The following is a 16,862-nucleotide window of genomic DNA, read 5'->3' on the forward strand; positions in this document are numbered from 1 at the left end:
TTCACATCGAAATGGCTGTCTTTGGGGTAGCAAATCGCACAATAAACGTACTCCCCATCTCCGGCTGCGAATCAATAGCCAGCACCGCGCCATGCCGCAGCAGCACATGCTTGACGATCGCCAGGCCTAAACCGGTGCCCTGGGTTTCGCGGGAGCGGCTCTTGTCTACGCGATAGAAACGTTCAGTCAGACGAATAATATGTTCAGCGCGAATGCCTATGCCGCTGTCTTTCACTGAAAATTGCGGGCCGGCTTCGGTGTTTTTCCATTTAATGTCGATGCGGCCACCTTCTGGCGTATAGCGCACCGCATTGGAGACCAGATTGCTAAAGGCGCTGCGTAATTCATCAGTACTGCCTTCGATGTCCGGGCCATCTATCGTCAGGGAAATTTCATGTCGGCCGCCGGATAAGGCCTCAGCTTCCTGCTTGATCTGATCAAGCAGATTATGAATATTGACGTGCTCCGGCCGTACTGGGTAGTCGATTGATTCCAGTCTGGTCAGCGTCAACATATCTTCGACAAGATTCTGCATACGCTGGCCCTGCTCTATCATCAGCTTCAAGTGCGACATGCGGATGGTCTGGTCCAGCTCTGGCTGGGTCTGGGCGATTTCCAGGAAGCCGTTGATGACGGTCAGAGGCGTGCGCAGTTCGTGCGAGGCGTTGGCGATAAAGTCTCTGCGCATCATTTCGATACGATCGGTTTCGGTCGCGTCATGCGTGACTAGAATCTGGCGGCGATTTTCAAATGGGATGATCTGGACTATCAGCTTGCGATCTTTCAGGCTGAGCGTCAGCGGCTGTTCGTAGCGACCTAGGATGATGTAGTCGATGAAGTCAGGACTGCGGATCAAGTTGGTGACGCGCATACCTTTGTCGCGGCCGTTGTTCAGGCCGAGATGGCGTTCAGCTGCGGGATTGCACCATTCAAGGAAGAGTACGTCGTCCATGATGACGACACCATCCGGCAGCAAGCTCATCGCCTGGCGGAAGCGCGCCAGCCATTCAGTCAGTTCGGTACGGTTACGTTCGTCATCGCGACGCAGGCGATACAGGCGCGAGAAAATATCAGTCCATGCACCCCAGCCATCGGGCAATTTTTCGCTATCGGGGTGATCAAGCCAAGCGCTTAACAAATAGAGGTATTGAAGCTGAATGACTATCAGGATAAGGACGCAAACAAGTCCGGCGGATAGTCCGACGACAGGACCGAAAAAATACCAGAGTATGCCGGTGGCAATCAGGATAAAAGACAGCCGCAGTGTTGCGGGTATCCAGAACAGCAACTGAGGATTCATAGACGGCTGGCTTTGACTTATTTTTCTGAGAGCATATAGCCTACACTACGCACCGTTTTGATCAAGTTTTCTGCATCTTTCAATGCCTTGCGCAAGCGCAAAACGTGGACATCGACTGTGCGTTCTTCGATCACGACGTGATCGCCCCACACTTTATCCAGCAACTGGCTGCGGGAAAATACGCGATCAGGATGTGCGAGGAAAAACTTCAGCAACTTGAATTCGGCATGGCCGATCTCGATTTTTTCATCGTTCATGCTGACGCTGCAGCTGACCGGATCGAGACTGATTTTTCCGGCGGTCATCAAGGTTTGCGAATGTTCTGGGGTCTTGCGACGTAACAATGCGTTGATACGCGCTGTCAGTTCACGTGGAGAAAACGGTTTGGTGACGTAGTCATCAGCGCCATTATCCAGACCAGCAATTTTGTCCTCTTCCATGCTTTTTGCAGTCAGCATGATGATAGGCAGTTCATTGAACTGTCGGTCAGAACGGATGCGTGACAGCAAACGCAAGCCGCTTTGATCGGGCAACATCCAGTCCAGCAAAATCAACTGCGGCAAGCGTTGCTGGATAAAATCCCAAGCTTCGCCTGCCGTTTGTACCGCAGCGACATTCCAACCTGCGCCCTTTAATGTGAACGTCACCAATTCAATAATCGGTGGTTCATCTTCAACTATCAGTATCGTAGGTTTTTCAGCAGCCATAGTTTTAGTTAGTGGTACGGTCTTCCAGTTGCGTTGCTGCGTAGTCGGTGTGGCGAATATCTTTGCCTTCGACGATGTAAATCACGTATTCAGCAATGTTCTTTGCATGGTCACCGATGCGTTCGATTGCCTTGGCAACCCACAAGGTATCCAGCGCTCCGGAAATTGTACGCGGATCTTCCATCATGAAGGTGATCAGCGTACGCATGATCGAGCGAAATTCGTGATCGACCAATTCATCCTGTGCAATCAAACGAATCGCTTGTTTGCCGTCGAGACGGGCAAATGCGTCCAGCGCATCGTGCAGCATATTGCTGGCACTAACCGACATCACACGAATCGTTTCGTAATGATTGATCGTGGTGACGCCGCGCTCAGTGATATTTTTCGCAGCGCGTGCAATCTTGGTCGCTTCGTCACCGATACGTTCCAGATCAGTAATCACCTTGATGGTTGCCATCACGGTACGCAAATCGTTTGCGGTAGGTTGACGTTTGACGATCAAGTGGCTGCAAGCGTCATCGAGTGACACTTCCAGATTATTGACGTTTTCATCTGCCTTGATGACTTGTTCGGCTTGCGGCACGTTGCCGGTTCTGAAGCATGAAATCGCATCTTGAAACTGGCTTTCTACAAGACCGCCCATAGCCAATACTTTGGAACGGATGGTTTCCAGATCCGTGTCGTATTGCTTGGAAGAGTGTTCGCCTGGCATCAGGTTTCTCCTAATTGGAATTTACTGCATTCTATTAAATGGTCGCGTGTAGCGCTTGAAATCAAATGCATACACACAGCTGTTTTTTCTTTTAATTCTTTTGCGAATCAGCCGAAGCGACCGGTGATGTAATCCTGTGTATCTTTTTTATTTGGGTTCATGAAGATCTGATCGGTTTCACCGAATTCAACCAACTCACCCAGATACATATAAGCGGTGTAATCCGAACAACGCGCCGCTTGTTGCATATTATGCGTAACGATTGCGATGGTGTAATCACCCTTCAATTCGCTGATCAATTCCTCGATCTTTGCAGTCGAAATTGGATCCAGCGCAGAAGTCGGTTCATCCAGCAACAAGACGTCAGGTTTGACCGCGACACCGCGTGCGATACACAAACGTTGTTGCTGACCACCGGACAAACTCAAACCACTTTTGTGAAGCTTGTCTTTGACCTCGGTCCACAGCGCGGCTTTATTCAAAGCCCATTCGACGCGCTCATCCATTTCGCCCTTAGGCAGGTTCTCGTACAAACGCACACCGAAAGCGATGTTGTCGTAAACCGACATCGGGAATGGCGTTGGCTTCTGGAATACCATGCCGACCTTGGCGCGCAACATGTTGACGTCCTGACCCGGCTCAAGAATGTTTTTGCCGTGGTACATGATCTCGCCTTCCGCACGTTGACCCGGGTACAAGTCATACATGCGATTGAAGGTGCGCAGCAACGTTGATTTACCGCAACCGGACGGACCGATGAAGGCAGTTACTTTTTTATCTTCAATGCTCAAATTGATATTTTTCAGGCCTTGAAAAGCACCGTAATAAAAATTGAGGTTTCTGATATCCAGCGTTTTCTTGCCGGAGGTATTCAAAGACGTTTGAGTAGTCATAGCGTTCGCTTTGGAAAAATCAGTTATTAATCTTTTGATTGAACAAGGTACGTGATGCAATGTTCAATGCCAGTACGCTAAAGGTAATCAGCAATGCGCCGCCCCATGCCAGTGAGCGCCAGTTGTCGTAAGGACTCATCGCGAACTGGTAAATCACCACTGGCAAGTTGGCCATAGGCGCATTCATGTTCGCGCTGTAAAACTGGTTATTCAATGCAGTGAACAGCAAAGGTGCAGTTTCACCAGAGATGCGCGCCACTGCCAACAAGACGCCGGTAATCACACCAGCTTTGACTGCACGCAAACGCACGAATGTCGCAACACGCCAGCGCGGTGCACCCAGTGCAAACGCAGCTTCACGCAGACTGGTCGGTACCAGACCCAACATATTGTCAGTAGTACGCACCACGACGGGGATCGCAATCAACGAGATCGCAAAACTGCCAGCCCAGCCAGAGAAATGTTTGACGTTCGCCACATAGATTGCGTAGATGAACAAGCCAATCACGATCGATGGCGCCGACAACATGATGTCGGTAACAAAACGTGTGACTTTCGCAAACCAGCTGACTTCGCCGTATTCCGCCAGATAAATACCCGCCAGAATACCAATCGGCGTGCTGATGAAAACTGCTGCGCCCACCATGAACAAGCTGCCGACAATCGCGTTCATCAAACCGCCGCCTTCACTGCCTGGCGCTGGTGTCGTTTGCGTGAAAATTGCCCAGTTGATTGCGCCCACGCCTTTGATTACCAGCGTGAACAGAATCCACATTAGGAAGAACAAACCGATGATCATCGCAAGGAAAGACAAGGCAATCCCGACGCGATGGATCAACAGGCGTTTGCGATAAACCGGATTCATCGTTTCTTTTAGGTCTTCTGCTTTCAAGACTGCACTCATTTCGAACCCTCCTTGCGGGACATACCCATCAGCATGATTTTTGCAGCTGACAAGACGATAAAGGTAATCACGAACAGGATCAGGCCGAGTGCAAACAGCGATGACACATGCAATACAGATTCTGCTTCCGCAAATTCATTCGCCAGTGTCGATGCAATACTGTTACCAGCGGCGAACAGCGACCAAGACAGCTTGTGCGCATTACCAATCACGAAGGTAATCGCCATCGTTTCGCCGAGTGCGCGACCGAGGCCGAGCATTACGCCGCCGACTACGCCGATGCGGGTGTATGGCAATACGACTTTGCGAACCACTTCCCACTTGGTGCAGCCGAGTGCGTATGCGGATTCTTTCAATACCGGTGGCACGATCTCGAACACATCACGCATCACCGATGCGATGAACGGAATGATCATGACGGCGAGGATGATGCCGGCGGCAAGAATACCGATACCCATTTGCGGGCCTTTGAACAGGTTGCCGATGACCGGCAAGTGTCCAAGAGTGGAAGCCAGCGCAGGCTGGATGTAATCCGAGAACAGCGGAGCAAAGACAAACAAACCCCACATACCGTAGATGATGCTCGGCACACCGGCCAGCAATTCAACTGCAGTACCCAAAGGACGTTTGAGCCAGGCTGGGCATATTTCAGTGAGGAATAATGCAATGCCGAAGCTGATCGGGAAAGCAATCAGCAAGGCGATAAACGATGTAACCAAGGTGCCGACGATTGCAATCGCCGCGCCGTATTTATCGTTGACTGGATCCCACTCAACGCTGGTAACAAACGGCAAACCGAATTCTTTTAAAGCAGGCCATGCACCGATCATCAACGAGGCGATGATGCCGAGCAGGACGAATAACACGCTTAACGCAAAGATGAACGTTATTTTATGGAAAAGGAAATCCTGAAGCCGCTGCTTGCGCATCGTGGCCATCAGCGCTTTGCTGAAAATGCCGCCTTCACTATTTTCTTTATCGATATTCATGGCGTGTGCAGAAAGTGCGTTTGGAGTTGCGCTCATAATATTTGGTAGTTAAGTAGAGCTGCAGCCAACCGGCTGCAGCTCTGTGTAACATTAGACAGCGATTGAATCAGCTCTTACCAAACAGCCTTGCCGGAAGCATCTTTAATATTTGCTTTCCAGGATTCCTGAACCAGTTTGACGACCGCAGGTGGCATCGCAACATAGTCCAACTCACTCGCCATCGCACCACCATTTTTGTAAGACCAGTCAAAGAATTTCAACACTTCTTTAGCTTTCTCAGCCGATGCTTGCGATTTGTGGAAAAGAATGAACGATGCGCCAGTGATAGGCCAGCTAGCTTTGCCAGCCTGGTTGGTCAGAACCACGCCCATGCCTGGTGTTTTCGCCCAGTCAGCACCTGCAGCTGCAGCTTTGAAAGTGTCGTCGTCAGGTTGTACAAATTGACCGTCACGGTTTTTCAACTGTGTGTGCGACATTTTGTTCTTTTTAGCGTATGCGTATTCAACATAGCCGATCGAACCTTTGATACGTTGAACGTTAGCTGCAACGCCTTCGTTACCTTTGCCGCCTACGCCTGCTGGCCATTTAACTGCTGTGCCTGCGCCGACTTCTTTTTGGAATTCAGGAACAGTTTTTGACAAGAAGTCGGTCCACAAGAATGTGGTGCCCGATCCGTCCGAACGGTGAACAACGGTGATGTCTTGATCTGTCAGCTTGGCAGTTGGGTTCAATGCAACGATTTGTGGATCGTTCCATTTAACGACTTTGCCGAGGTAGATCGCAGCGATCACTTCAGGTGTAAATTTCAATTGGCCAGGTGTAACACCGTCCAAATTGACGATAGGCACCACGCCGCCCATGATCGCCGGGAACTGGATCAAGCCTTCAGTTTCCAGTTCTTCTGCTTTCAAAGGCATGTCGGATGCGCCGAAATCAACGGTTTTAGCCTTGATTTGTTTGATGCCGCCGCCGGAACCGATGGACTGATAGTTCATGCCCGTGCCGGTGACTGCTTTATAGGATTCTGCCCATTTTGAATAAATTGGGTATGGGAATGTTGCACCAGCGCCGGTGATATCAGCAGCTACTGCGGACGAGAACGCCACTGCTGCACCTGCAGCAACTACAGCGGTTTTTACAAATTGATTCAATCGCATATCTGCTCCTTAGGGGTTAACTAAATAAGACAGTGCGAACTCTAGCGAACAATTATGACAGCTTTATGACTTCCCAAAAATGATGTCATAAACTTGATAAAGCGCAAAAATAGCTGTCATTAAGTTGTCATAATGAGCCTCTACACTCTGCGAGATTCCAATGGCCAAAGTCAAGAAAATGCACAAGAAAGCCGCAGCAGTAGTTATTCCGCCACCGATTCCGTCTAAAAGCGCGATCTATTTAAACCGCGAATTATCCCAGCTGGCCTTCAATCGCCGGGTCTTGGCGCAGGCCGAGAACCCGGCTGTCCCTTTGCTGGAACGCCTGAAATACTTATGTATTGTTAGTAATAATCTGGATGAATTGTTTGAAGTCCGGATTGCCAGCCTGTTAGCGAATAACCATGTAGATGGCGAAATCATCGAAGCGCCCGCACTGTCGGCAGCGCTGGCGATCGCCGGCACAGAATGTCATCAAATCGTCGAACGCCAATATCGCGTATTGAATGAAGACGTTTTGCCGCAGCTCGCGCAACAAGGCATCCATTTATTACGCGATCAAGATCGTAACGAAGCACAACGCGCCTGGGTCAAATCCTATTTCGACCGTGAAGTGCGTCCACTGTTAACACCGATCGGTCTCGACCCAGCCCATCCCTTCCCACAAGTCGTCAACAAGAGTTTGAACTTCATTGTTGAGTTGTCGGGCAAAGATGCTTTTGGTCGCGGTACGGCGATCGCGATTTTGAAAGCACCGCGTGTGTTGCCGCGCGTGATTCAATTGCCGCCTGAGCTTTCGAAAAACGGTATCTCGTTCTGCTTGCTGTCTTCCGTCATCCATGCACACATCAACGATTTGTTTACCGGACGCGAAGTGCTGGCCTACTCGCAATTCCGCGTGACGCGTAACAGCGATCTGTGGGTAGATGAAGAAGAAGTCAAAAACCTGCGTCAAGCCTTGCAAGGAGAACTGCAAAGCCGTAATTTCGGCGTCGCCGTACGTCTGGAAGTCGCGAAAAATTGCCCACCGCATCTTTCCCAATTCCTGCTGGAACAATTCTCGATTGATAAAAACCGCCTGTATGCGGTCGATGGTCCGGTCAACATGGTGCGTCTGTCCGAGCTGATTGATCACGTCAAGAAGCCAGAACTGCGCTTTCAACCCTACTCGCCTTTGTATCCCGCCAAGCTGGCCAATACAGATTTGTTCGCTGTGATCAGCAAGCATGATGTTCTCCTGCACCATCCCTTCCAATCATTCCAGCCAGTGCTCGATTTCATCCGTAGCGCGGCACACGATCCATCCGTGGTCGCGATCAAGCAGACGATTTATCGTACCGGCATGAATTCCGACTTGATGGAATCATTGATCATCGCCGCGCAACGCGGCAAAGAAGTCACCGTTGTTGTTGAACTGATGGCGCGCTTTGATGAAGAAGCAAATATCAACTGGGCGGATAGACTCGAACGCGCAGGCGCGCAAGTCGTTTATGGCGTGGTTGGTTTGAAAACACATGCCAAACTGGCACTCGTGATCCGTCGTGAAGAAGGTGCGCTGCGCTACTACGCGCACATGGGTACTGGTAACTATCATCCAAGCACCACCAAGTTTTATACCGATTTTGGTTTGCTGACGGCCAATCCTGCGCTTGCTACCGAGGTCAATGAAGTCTTTATTCATTTGACCAGCCTAACCAAGCCAAAAACGCTGCATCATCTGTGGCTCGCGCCATTTGCCTTGCAAAAGGAATTTATCAAGGCGATCCGCAACGAAGCAAAGATTGCCAAGGCCGGTCGACCAGGCCGCATCATCGCCAAGATGAATGCACTGCTGGATGAGTCAGTCATACGCGCGCTGTATGCGGCGTCAGCGGACGGCGTGAAGATCGACTTGATCGTACGTGGCGCCTGCGCCTTGCGCCCAGGCGTGCCAGGCTTGTCGGAAAACATCCGCGTGCGCTCCGTCGTTGGACGCTTCCTCGAGCACAGCCGCATTTATTATTTCCGCAATGATCTGGCGCATGACATTTATCTATCCAGCGCCGACTGGATGAACCGCAATCTGTTCCGCCGTATTGAAGTCGCGTTCCCGGTTCTGGATCCAGTCCTGAAGAAACGCGTCATAGCAGAAGGCCTGGATCCTTACCTCAAAGACAATATGAATTCGTGGGAACTGGATTCAAACGGCGTCTATCAAAAACGCAAACCGCGCGGCAAAGCTGCAGCCTTCAGCGCGCAACAACATTTGATGAGCGTTCTAGGCACGCCCTTGGAGTAAGGACATGGAATTGATCTTGTGGCGACATGCAGAAGCAGAAATGGGCGAACCCGACGAGGGTCGCGCCTTGACAGCAAAAGGCCACAAGCAAGCATGGAAAATGGCCGAATGGCTGGACCATAATTTGCCGAATAGTTGCAAAATTCTGGTCAGCCCGGCGACCCGTACCGTTCAAACCGCAGAAGCATTAGGCCGCAAGTTCAAGATCGTCGATGACTTGGCTCCTGATTCCACCGCAGAAAAAATCCTCGCAGCAGCGCATTGGCCGGATAGTCGTGAGCCAGTGTTGATTGTCGGTCACCAACCAACCTTGGGGCAAATCGCTTCGCTATTGATTAGCGGCGCATCGCAAGACTGGACTATCCGCAAAGGTAATGTAGTGTGGATAGTGCAACGCGATAAGGGCGAGACTGCCGGCAATTATGTACGCGCAGTAATGGCACCGGATTTGCTGGCAAAGTAATTAATTCCAAGCGTTAAAGAAAAAGCCGGCAGATAATATCTGCCGGCTTTTTTGTCTTGAAGGTGCGTGTGAACGTTTAAATTACGCCAACGATGAACGCACAACAGGAATATGGCTCGCCTTGCGTACCGGATGCAAATGCTTCAAAAACTGTTGAGTCGCAGCGCTCCACGAATAGCATAAAGCGTGTTCCCTGACCGTCGAACGCTTCAAGTTCAAGGCTTCAAAACAAGCGCGCATCAAGTCCGTATCCAATACGCCGGATTTGCCATGTGCCACAACGTCTATCGGTCCTTCGACCGGATAAGCTGCCACCGGCACACCGCAAGCCATCGCTTCGATCAATACCAAACCAAAGGTATCGGTACGACTAGGAAATACGAAGACATCCGCACAGTTGTAATAAGCCGGCAACGCTTCATGCGGCTTGGATCCGAGAAAACGCACTTCAGGATATTTCTTTTCCAGCTCGTCACGCATAGGGCCATCGCCAATGACCCATTTAGCCCCCGGCAATTCCATCTGCAGAAAAGCTTCAATATTCTTTTCGACTGCGATGCGGCCCACGTACAAATACAGTGGACGCTTCAAGGTCCCTTCTTCGCGCGGACCTGGTTTGAAGTAATTGGTATCGACACCACGACTCCATTGCACCACGTTCTTGAAGCCGCTCAGTTCCAGCGCATCCTGCATGCGCGGTGTCGGCACCATCACAGCCTTCGATGGTTTATGAAACCACTTCAACCAGCGATACGTCAAAGCCAGCGGCAAGTGATAACGCGCACGTAAATATTCCGGAAAACGTGTGTGATATGCGGTCGTGAAATCCAGTCCACGATTGATGCAGTAACGTCGCGCAGCCAGTCCCATCGGGCCTTCAGTTGCGATGTGTATGCAGTCTGCATCGAAATCATCCAGCGCCGCTGCGACCTTGCCATACGGCTTATAGGCGAGGCGAATTTCCGGATAACTAGGGCAGGAATATGTCTTCATGTTTTCCGGCGTCACCATCAACACTGCATGGCCGTTGGCGCGCAATTGCTTGCGCGTGGCCTTCAGGGTATTGACGACTCCGTTGACTTGCGGTGCCCAGGCATCCGTTATGATGGCGATACGCATAGTTCTTCTTCCTTTTGATAATTGGCGCTTTGCTGTGGCATCACAATTTCTTGCCATGTGACCAGACGCAATTCGCCAGTATGATCTTCGACCAGCGCCGACAAACTCTCGACCCAGTCACCGTCGTTGCAATACGTAATGCCATCGATTTCGCGAATTTCCGGCTTGTGGATGTGGCCGCAAATCACGCCATCCAGGCCACGCCGTTTGGCTTCCGCCGCCAATGCATTTTCAAATGAAGAGATGTAGCTGACTGCATTCTTCACTTTCAGTTTCAAATATTGCGACAGCGACCAGTAAGGCAAACCAGCGCGTGCGCGCCAGCTATTGAGCCACTGATTCCATTTCAAGATCATCGTGTACAGATTGTCGCCAACGTAAGCCAACCACTTGGCACAAGAGATCACGCCGTCGAAGCGATCGCCATGCAGCACCAGCATCCGTTTGCCTTGCGCTGTCGTATGGATCAATTCATCACGTACGCGGATGCCACCAAAATCCAGATCGATGAATTGGCGTACCGCTTCGTCATGATTGCCGGGAACGAAAATAACTTCCGTACCCTTCTTGGCTTTTTTCAATACCGTTTGCACGACGTTGTTATGGGATTGATCCCAGTACCAGCGACGCTTGAGCTGCCAGCCGTCGATGATGTCACCAACCAGATACAAGGTATCTGACTCAGTTCTGCGTAAAAATTCCAGCAGACGTTGTGCCTGGCAACCGGTGGTTCCCAGATGAACATCTGAGATCCAGATGGTACGGAAGCGAATCGGATCTCGTGCTTTTTCACGCTTGGTTTCATGCGCATGACCAGTGTCCGCGCCAAGAAAATCTTTCGTCAGGAACTGGTCGCGTAGTTTCATGCTGGCGCGTCCTCTTTGGCTTTATCTTTGGCGCCATCTTTAAGATAGTGACGCGCATAACGGCTATCGAGTTTGGCTAGCGGCAGCATCATGAAAAGATCTGCGCTATGGAAGTCAGGATCCCACGCCGGTTCGCCGCAAATCCACGCACCGCTACGCAAGTAACCTTTGATCAACGCTGGCATATCCGGCTTATGGCCGGCTTCGCGCTCCGCTATCGGGAACGGCAAGTGAGGTTTGATGCGATATTCAGCCGGTGCCAGATTGGTTTCCGCAATCGCGTGATACAGCGCCGCGGCATTGTGGCCACCGTCTGCCAGACTGATGCTGGCGCAGCCGATCAGGTATTCGCATTTTTCTTTTTGCATGAAAGCCGCGATCCCTGCCCACAGCATCATGATGACAGCACCGCTGCGGTATTTTGGGTGGATGCAAGCACGGCCTGCTTCGGCAATGCGACCACGTAAATTATCGAGTCGGCTCAGATCGAATTCTTGTTCGGAGTAAAAACCACCTGCCTTGCGCGCAGCTTGCGGGCTCAAAACACGGTAGGTGCCGACCACTTTCAGTGTGGTGGAATCGCGTACGATCAAGTGATCGCAATAAGCATCGTATTCATCTTTATCGAGGCGTTCTGCGTTTGCCAATGCGGTCAAACCCATCCCTTCGATAAATACCTTGTAACGCAAACGCTGTACTTCTCGCACTTCTTCCGGCGTGCTGGCCATACTCAAGGTCAGTCTTGGGGAAGCGGAGGTCGTATCGGCAGAAGCATTCAGTAATCGCATGTGTCGTCCTTTGTATTGTGACGAGCAAAGCGTAACTGTTGATTACTTCAGCAAAATGACAGGAGCATGTCATTTTGATGACACTACAACACTAGCGATTTAAATTTAGGTTTGAATTTCAATTTTTGAGCCGGCAATAAAAAAGCCGATGCATCAGCATCGGCTTTTTTATTGTTCAGACAAATCACTATGCGGCATGTCTTGTGACCATCTGCAAAGCTTACTTGTCGTTTTTAGGACGGCCAGCTTTGATCGGTGACAATGCTGAAATCACGGCATTCAATTTGCTCAGATCCAGTGTTTTGATCAGTGCAACACCTGCGCGCAAAAGTTCGCTTTTCTTGACCGATACGCCGGCTTTCAAAAAGGCTTTTTTGACTTCGCTCAAAACTTGATATTCGATCTCAGGCATCGTGAAGCTGTCGCGGACGAGCTTGGCTTTTTTGACTTTTTCTTTTGGCAATGCGACCGGCTTGGCTTGCGACGCTTTTACCAAAGGTTTTGCTGCTTTAGCTTTAGTCGAAGGCTTGGCGGTTGGCTTAGTGGCCGACTTGGTTACTGGCTTCGCGACTGGCTTATTGACCGAAGGCTTTTTAGCGGCAACTTTCTTGGTTGCTGCTTTCTTAGGTGCAGCTTTGGTAGCTACTTTCGTTGCAACTTTTTTCACTGCTTTGGTAGCCGCTTTTTTAGCGACTGGTTTGGCTGCTTTCTTTGCGGCGGTTTTTGGGGCTGCTTTTTTTGCAGGCGCGGCAGCTTTCTTGGCTACTGCCTTCACTGCAGGCTTGCTCACTTTTTTCGTCACTACCTTTTTCGCAACCGCTTTTTTAGCTGGTGCGGCAGTAGTAACTGGCGTTACTGCCGGCTTGGCTGCTTCACTTACTGGGCTCTTTACTGGATTTTCTGTCGACAAGATGTGCTCCTATAATTTAAATCGTATAAATAATATATATAGTTTATCCCATTAATGCAAGCAGAATAGCGCTGGGACTTGCTTTGCGAGCGTATTAGCAAATGCGTTTTTTGTATATCGTGACATCACATTGTTGTCCGCAGCCATCACCGGCTTTGTGAATTCATGGTGCGGTCATAATTCCCAAGCAGAATTCGGGTCTGATCCGACAACCACGACTTTCATTCATGATCTTTCGATTTCTGTGCTCGCTCTCCATCGCTTCGGCTGCGTTCATGATGCCCTCTGCCGCGTTCTCTGCGGAAGATGCCAACACCATCGTGGTTGGTCAGGCGATTGATCTTTCCAGCCCGAACGCCGCTATCGGCCGCGATTATGTCGCCGGTATCAAAACCTATTTCGATGCGCTGAATTCCACCGGCGGCATCAACGGTAAAAAAGTCAGATACGTCGTGCGTGATGATCAGGCGACGCCTGCCGTTGCGGTCAAGGCAGTGACCGAGCTGATAGAACGTGATCAAGTGGACTTTTTGCTGGGTGGCGTCGGTGACAATGTGACGCAAGCAGTGCTGAATGCGCCTGCGTTCAAGCGCAGCAATCTGGTTTTATTTGCACCGCTGGTCGATGCCATCGAGTTGAACAACAACCGGATATTGTTCTGGCGTCCTGGCTATCTGCAAGAAGTGCAGCATATTCTTTCGCATTTCGCGCCGCTGGGGATCAAGAATGTAGGCATCGTTTATCAAGATGGTCCGGCGACGCAAGAAGCCTTCCGCAGTCTGTCCACCGAGTTGCGCGGGCGCGGATTAACTTTGACCGGCACCGTACGTTTGGGGAATAACGAAAAACTGAATGCGCAAGAAGCCAGCCGTCTCGCCGCGACCAAACCGGGTTTCGTCATCGTGATTGCCGACACGATTAGCAGCGCCCTTTTTCTGAAAGAATTCCGCAAGTTTGCTTCGCAAACCTATGTTGCCGGCACGTCGTTGATTAATCTGGAAACTCTGCGTGAAGTGGCAGGCGCACGTGCTGTGGAATGGACCGTATTTTCGCAAGTAGTACCAAACCCGAATACTGGCAAGACACCGATCCAGCTCGAACATTTGACAATGATGAAGAAGTATCGTGATGAGCCGCCGTCATCGTTAACGCTGGAAGGCTTTGTAGTGGCCAAGGCTTTGAGCAAAACCATACAACGCTCCAAGCGCTCTACCCGCACGGTATTACAGGATTTGATGGCGCAAGACACGAACATCGACTTGGGCGGACTGTCCATGAGTTCCGGCAAGAGCAATCATCTATCCAGCTATGTCGATATCGCACTATTCAAAAAGAATGGCCTGATATTTTGAGTAAGGGATTGTTGACTATTATTGATGCGGCTTGAAGCGCACAAAGCGATAGACATAAATCCCAATCACCAGGAAGACTACCGCTTTCGAAACCGGCTCCACATAATGTTCAACCTGCTCGTACTGCGATTGCATCAGGTAACCTGCCGCGGCCAACAACGCAGTCCAAATTAACGAGCCTATCGTCGAATACGCCAGAAACGGCAGCATAGGCATGCGAACGATGCCAGCTGGCACCGAAATCAAAGTGCGTATAGCGGGGATCAAACGGCCAAAGAACACTGCCGCCGCACCATGTCGCGCAAACCAGTCCGAGGCAACATCAATATCGCGTGGCGATAAGGTGAGCCAGCGACCATGCTTGCTGGCGATGCGCTTCAGCCTATCCTTGCCGAATATCGCACCAGCGTAATACCAGGGCAAGGCGCCCACCACAGAACCTGCGGTACCAGCCAAAATCACCAACAGCAAATTCAAATCACCACGCGCAGAAACAAAGCCAGCCAGCGGCATGATCAACTCGGATGGGATGGGCGGGAATACGTTCTCTGCAAACATCAGCAGAAAAATCCCCAGATAGCCGCTCTGCGACACGATATCGACAATACTGTTGAACAATGCAAGCTCCTGAATGAATGGGCTATTTAAGCGGCCGCGGACTTTACTAGCGCACATTGTAATGCGCGAGGAATACGCTTACTCAGAAGGGTGAGGATGGAAAAGGTTCAAGCACATAGTGCGGATCAAAGCCGCAAGCGCCCTCCGCTACCACCAGATTAGCTGCTTCAGCTATTCAGCTTGATGGAAAAATCGATGCCGACTTCACTCCAGCAATCTTTTTCTTTTTCAATCCAGTAAGCAACGGTCGGATGATCGTTAACCCATGCCTTGGGTAATTCGAGCTCGATCTTGTTCTTGATTTTCAGTCGCACTTCATCGATATCAACTTTTATACGTGCGTGCATGAACATCACGGCCAGCCGCAAAGCCAGAATCGCTTTTGCAAAATCGGCATCAGCCAATGAATCGCCAACCTTGCGCAAATTGCCCTTCTGCGCCAACACCAGATAACTCATCAGACGTTGCTCGCGCGTTGTGAAGCCAGGAAGATCTGCATTCTCGATCATGTACGCAGCATGCTTGTGATAGCCGCTATGCGATACCGACAAGCCGATTTCATGCAGCAAGCCTGCCCAGTGTAATAACTTGGCGTACTTGTCGTCTGTCGGTTTCAACAAACTGAACATATCGCTGGCAGTTTGCGCGGCAAAATCAGCGCGCTTTTCATCAGCATGGAAGCGCTGCATAAAATCGTGTACCGACTGTTCGCGTCTATCGCGCTTGGTCGCGCGCAGCTGCAGATCCCACAGCACGCCCATGCGTAAGCCGGCTTCTATCGGCTTCATGACTTTGATGCCGAGCTCTTGCATGACCGCGATTAGAATCGCCAGACCGCCTGGAATGCTGGTTGTACGGTCAGGTTTCATTCCGATCAAATCGATTTTGCTCGCCTGCCCGAATTGAATCAGGCGACGCTTGAGTGCATCCAGACTCTTCAGCGACAATGTGCCGTCACCCAAACCGTTTTTGCTAATCGCATCGGCAATTGCACGTATCGTCCCCGACGAGCCATAGGCACACGACCAACGCTCTGCACGATACACCGGCGCAGCATCTTCAAAGCGTGAACGTGCTGACAAAATGGTGGCATCAAAGGTATCCGCATCAATCTTTCCATCACGGAAAAATGACAAGGTTTGCGGCACCGTGCCTACGCTGAAGGATTCAACCTGTTCGATTTCCTGCCCTTTGCCAAGAATCAGCTCGGTCGAACCGCCTCCTATATCGAGCACCAGACGACGTTCGGTCAAAGACGGCAAAGAGCTGGCGACGCCCATGTAAATCAGACGCCCCTCTTCTTCACCGGAAATAATTTCTATCGGATAGCCAATCGCAGCTTCCGCCGCTGGCAGAAATACGGCAGAGTTTTTTGCCATCCGCATCGCATTGGTAGCGACCACGCGTACAGCGTTCAATGGATAAGTACTTAAAATGGAATTGAAACGGGACAACGATTCGATCGCGCTTTGCATTGCTGCCGGCGTCAGATTACCCTTGCTGTCCAAACCAGCGCCCAAACGTACAGGATCGCGCGCGCTCTTGATGATGCGAATGGTCTCGCCATCATGTCGCCCTATATGCAACCTGAAACTATTGGACCCCAGATCTACTGCAGCAAACATTCCATCTCCTCAATCACCTGCTTATGCATGCTTGTAACCAATCAAGTTTCATCACGGCTCGTAGCGGCGGCTGAAAAGTGCGTGACGATAAGCCTGCATTATTACGCTGTCATGACAAATCCCGTGCAGGATCACTTAGTCAAACAACTCAACATCGTGCTGTCTGCACATAAGCAAA

At 50.7% G+C, this 16,862-nt stretch carries 16 protein-coding genes; 3 read left to right on the plus strand and 13 right to left on the minus strand.

The annotated features are described in order from the left end of the window. Window position 1 precedes the first annotated feature (1 nt). The 7 genes from phoR to pstS form a co-directional block, all read right to left on the minus strand. Window positions 2-1,300, minus strand: coding sequence for a phosphate regulon sensor histidine kinase PhoR (gene phoR / locus Q7T66_RS04015; protein ID WP_304932009.1), 1,299 nt, complete (start codon window positions 1,298-1,300; stop codon window positions 2-4). Between the two features lie 17 nt (window positions 1,301-1,317). Next, window positions 1,318-2,007, minus strand: a complete 690-nt coding sequence (phoB, locus tag Q7T66_RS04020) for a phosphate regulon transcriptional regulator PhoB (protein ID WP_304932010.1) — start codon at window positions 2,005-2,007, stop codon at window positions 1,318-1,320. Between the two features lie 4 nt (window positions 2,008-2,011). Beyond that, window positions 2,012-2,722 (minus strand): phosphate signaling complex protein PhoU, encoded by a 711-nt coding sequence (gene phoU / locus Q7T66_RS04025; protein ID WP_304932011.1) that lies wholly within the window; start codon window positions 2,720-2,722, stop codon window positions 2,012-2,014. A 107-nt stretch (window positions 2,723-2,829) separates the two neighbouring features. Next, the gene (gene pstB / locus Q7T66_RS04030; RefSeq protein WP_304932012.1) at window positions 2,830-3,615 is read right to left on the minus strand and encodes a phosphate ABC transporter ATP-binding protein PstB; all 786 of its coding nucleotides are present in this window, start codon (window positions 3,613-3,615) and stop codon (window positions 2,830-2,832) included. A gap of 19 nt (window positions 3,616-3,634) precedes the next feature. Next, window positions 3,635-4,519 (minus strand): phosphate ABC transporter permease PstA, encoded by an 885-nt coding sequence (gene pstA, locus Q7T66_RS04035; protein WP_304932013.1) that lies wholly within the window; start codon window positions 4,517-4,519, stop codon window positions 3,635-3,637. After that, window positions 4,516-5,508, minus strand: coding sequence for a phosphate ABC transporter permease subunit PstC (pstC, locus tag Q7T66_RS04040; protein ID WP_304932326.1), 993 nt, complete (start codon window positions 5,506-5,508; stop codon window positions 4,516-4,518). Before pstC ends, pstA begins: the two co-directional genes overlap by 4 nt. 113 nt (window positions 5,509-5,621) lie before the next feature. Then, window positions 5,622-6,665, minus strand: coding sequence for a phosphate ABC transporter substrate-binding protein PstS (gene pstS, locus Q7T66_RS04045; RefSeq protein ID WP_304932014.1), 1,044 nt, complete (start codon window positions 6,663-6,665; stop codon window positions 5,622-5,624). A 178-nt stretch (window positions 6,666-6,843) separates the two neighbouring features. Between pstS and ppk1 the strand changes: the two genes are divergently transcribed. Next, window positions 6,844-8,943: a polyphosphate kinase 1 gene (gene ppk1, locus Q7T66_RS04050; RefSeq protein ID WP_304932327.1), complete on the plus strand. Its 2,100-nt coding sequence runs from the start codon at window positions 6,844-6,846 to the stop codon at window positions 8,941-8,943. Between the two features lie 4 nt (window positions 8,944-8,947). Next, the gene (sixA, locus tag Q7T66_RS04055) at window positions 8,948-9,406 is read left to right on the plus strand and encodes a phosphohistidine phosphatase SixA (RefSeq protein ID WP_304932015.1); all 459 of its coding nucleotides are present in this window, start codon (window positions 8,948-8,950) and stop codon (window positions 9,404-9,406) included. A gap of 81 nt (window positions 9,407-9,487) precedes the next feature. On the opposite strand, the gene Q7T66_RS04060 is transcribed toward sixA, so the two are convergent. From Q7T66_RS04060 to Q7T66_RS04075, 4 genes are all read right to left on the minus strand, one after another. Next, a complete protein-coding gene (locus Q7T66_RS04060) occupies window positions 9,488-10,525 on the minus strand; it encodes a glycosyltransferase family 1 protein (protein WP_304932016.1) in 1,038 nt (345 codons plus the stop codon). Beyond that, window positions 10,507-11,391, minus strand: a complete 885-nt coding sequence (locus Q7T66_RS04065; protein WP_304932017.1) for a UDP-2,3-diacylglucosamine diphosphatase — start codon at window positions 11,389-11,391, stop codon at window positions 10,507-10,509. The genes Q7T66_RS04060 and Q7T66_RS04065 overlap by 19 nt, the downstream gene beginning before the upstream one ends. Then, the gene (locus tag Q7T66_RS04070) at window positions 11,388-12,179 is read right to left on the minus strand and encodes a GNAT family N-acetyltransferase (protein ID WP_304932018.1); all 792 of its coding nucleotides are present in this window, start codon (window positions 12,177-12,179) and stop codon (window positions 11,388-11,390) included. The genes Q7T66_RS04065 and Q7T66_RS04070 overlap by 4 nt, the downstream gene beginning before the upstream one ends. A gap of 220 nt (window positions 12,180-12,399) precedes the next feature. Beyond that, complete coding sequence (locus Q7T66_RS04075; protein ID WP_370691610.1) at window positions 12,400-13,089, minus strand: hypothetical protein; 690 nt, start codon at window positions 13,087-13,089, stop codon at window positions 12,400-12,402. A 275-nt stretch (window positions 13,090-13,364) separates the two neighbouring features. Here Q7T66_RS04075 and Q7T66_RS04080 point away from each other — a divergent pair, with 275 nt between their 5' ends. Then, window positions 13,365-14,441 carry an ABC transporter substrate-binding protein gene (locus Q7T66_RS04080; protein WP_304932019.1) on the plus strand — a complete coding sequence of 359 codons (1,077 nt, stop codon included), beginning with the start codon at window positions 13,365-13,367 and terminating at the stop codon, window positions 14,439-14,441. 18 nt (window positions 14,442-14,459) lie between these two features. Here Q7T66_RS04080 and Q7T66_RS04085 read toward each other — a convergent pair whose 3' ends face one another. Next, on the minus strand, window positions 14,460-15,059 hold the full coding sequence (locus Q7T66_RS04085) for a DedA family protein (RefSeq protein WP_304932020.1): 600 nt from the start codon (window positions 15,057-15,059) through the stop codon (window positions 14,460-14,462). Between the two features lie 167 nt (window positions 15,060-15,226). Beyond that, on the minus strand, window positions 15,227-16,684 hold the full coding sequence (locus Q7T66_RS04090; RefSeq protein WP_304932021.1) for a Ppx/GppA phosphatase family protein: 1,458 nt from the start codon (window positions 16,682-16,684) through the stop codon (window positions 15,227-15,229). Window positions 16,685-16,862: the final 178 nt, after the last annotated feature.

This window comes from Herminiimonas sp. (assembly GCF_030655415.1).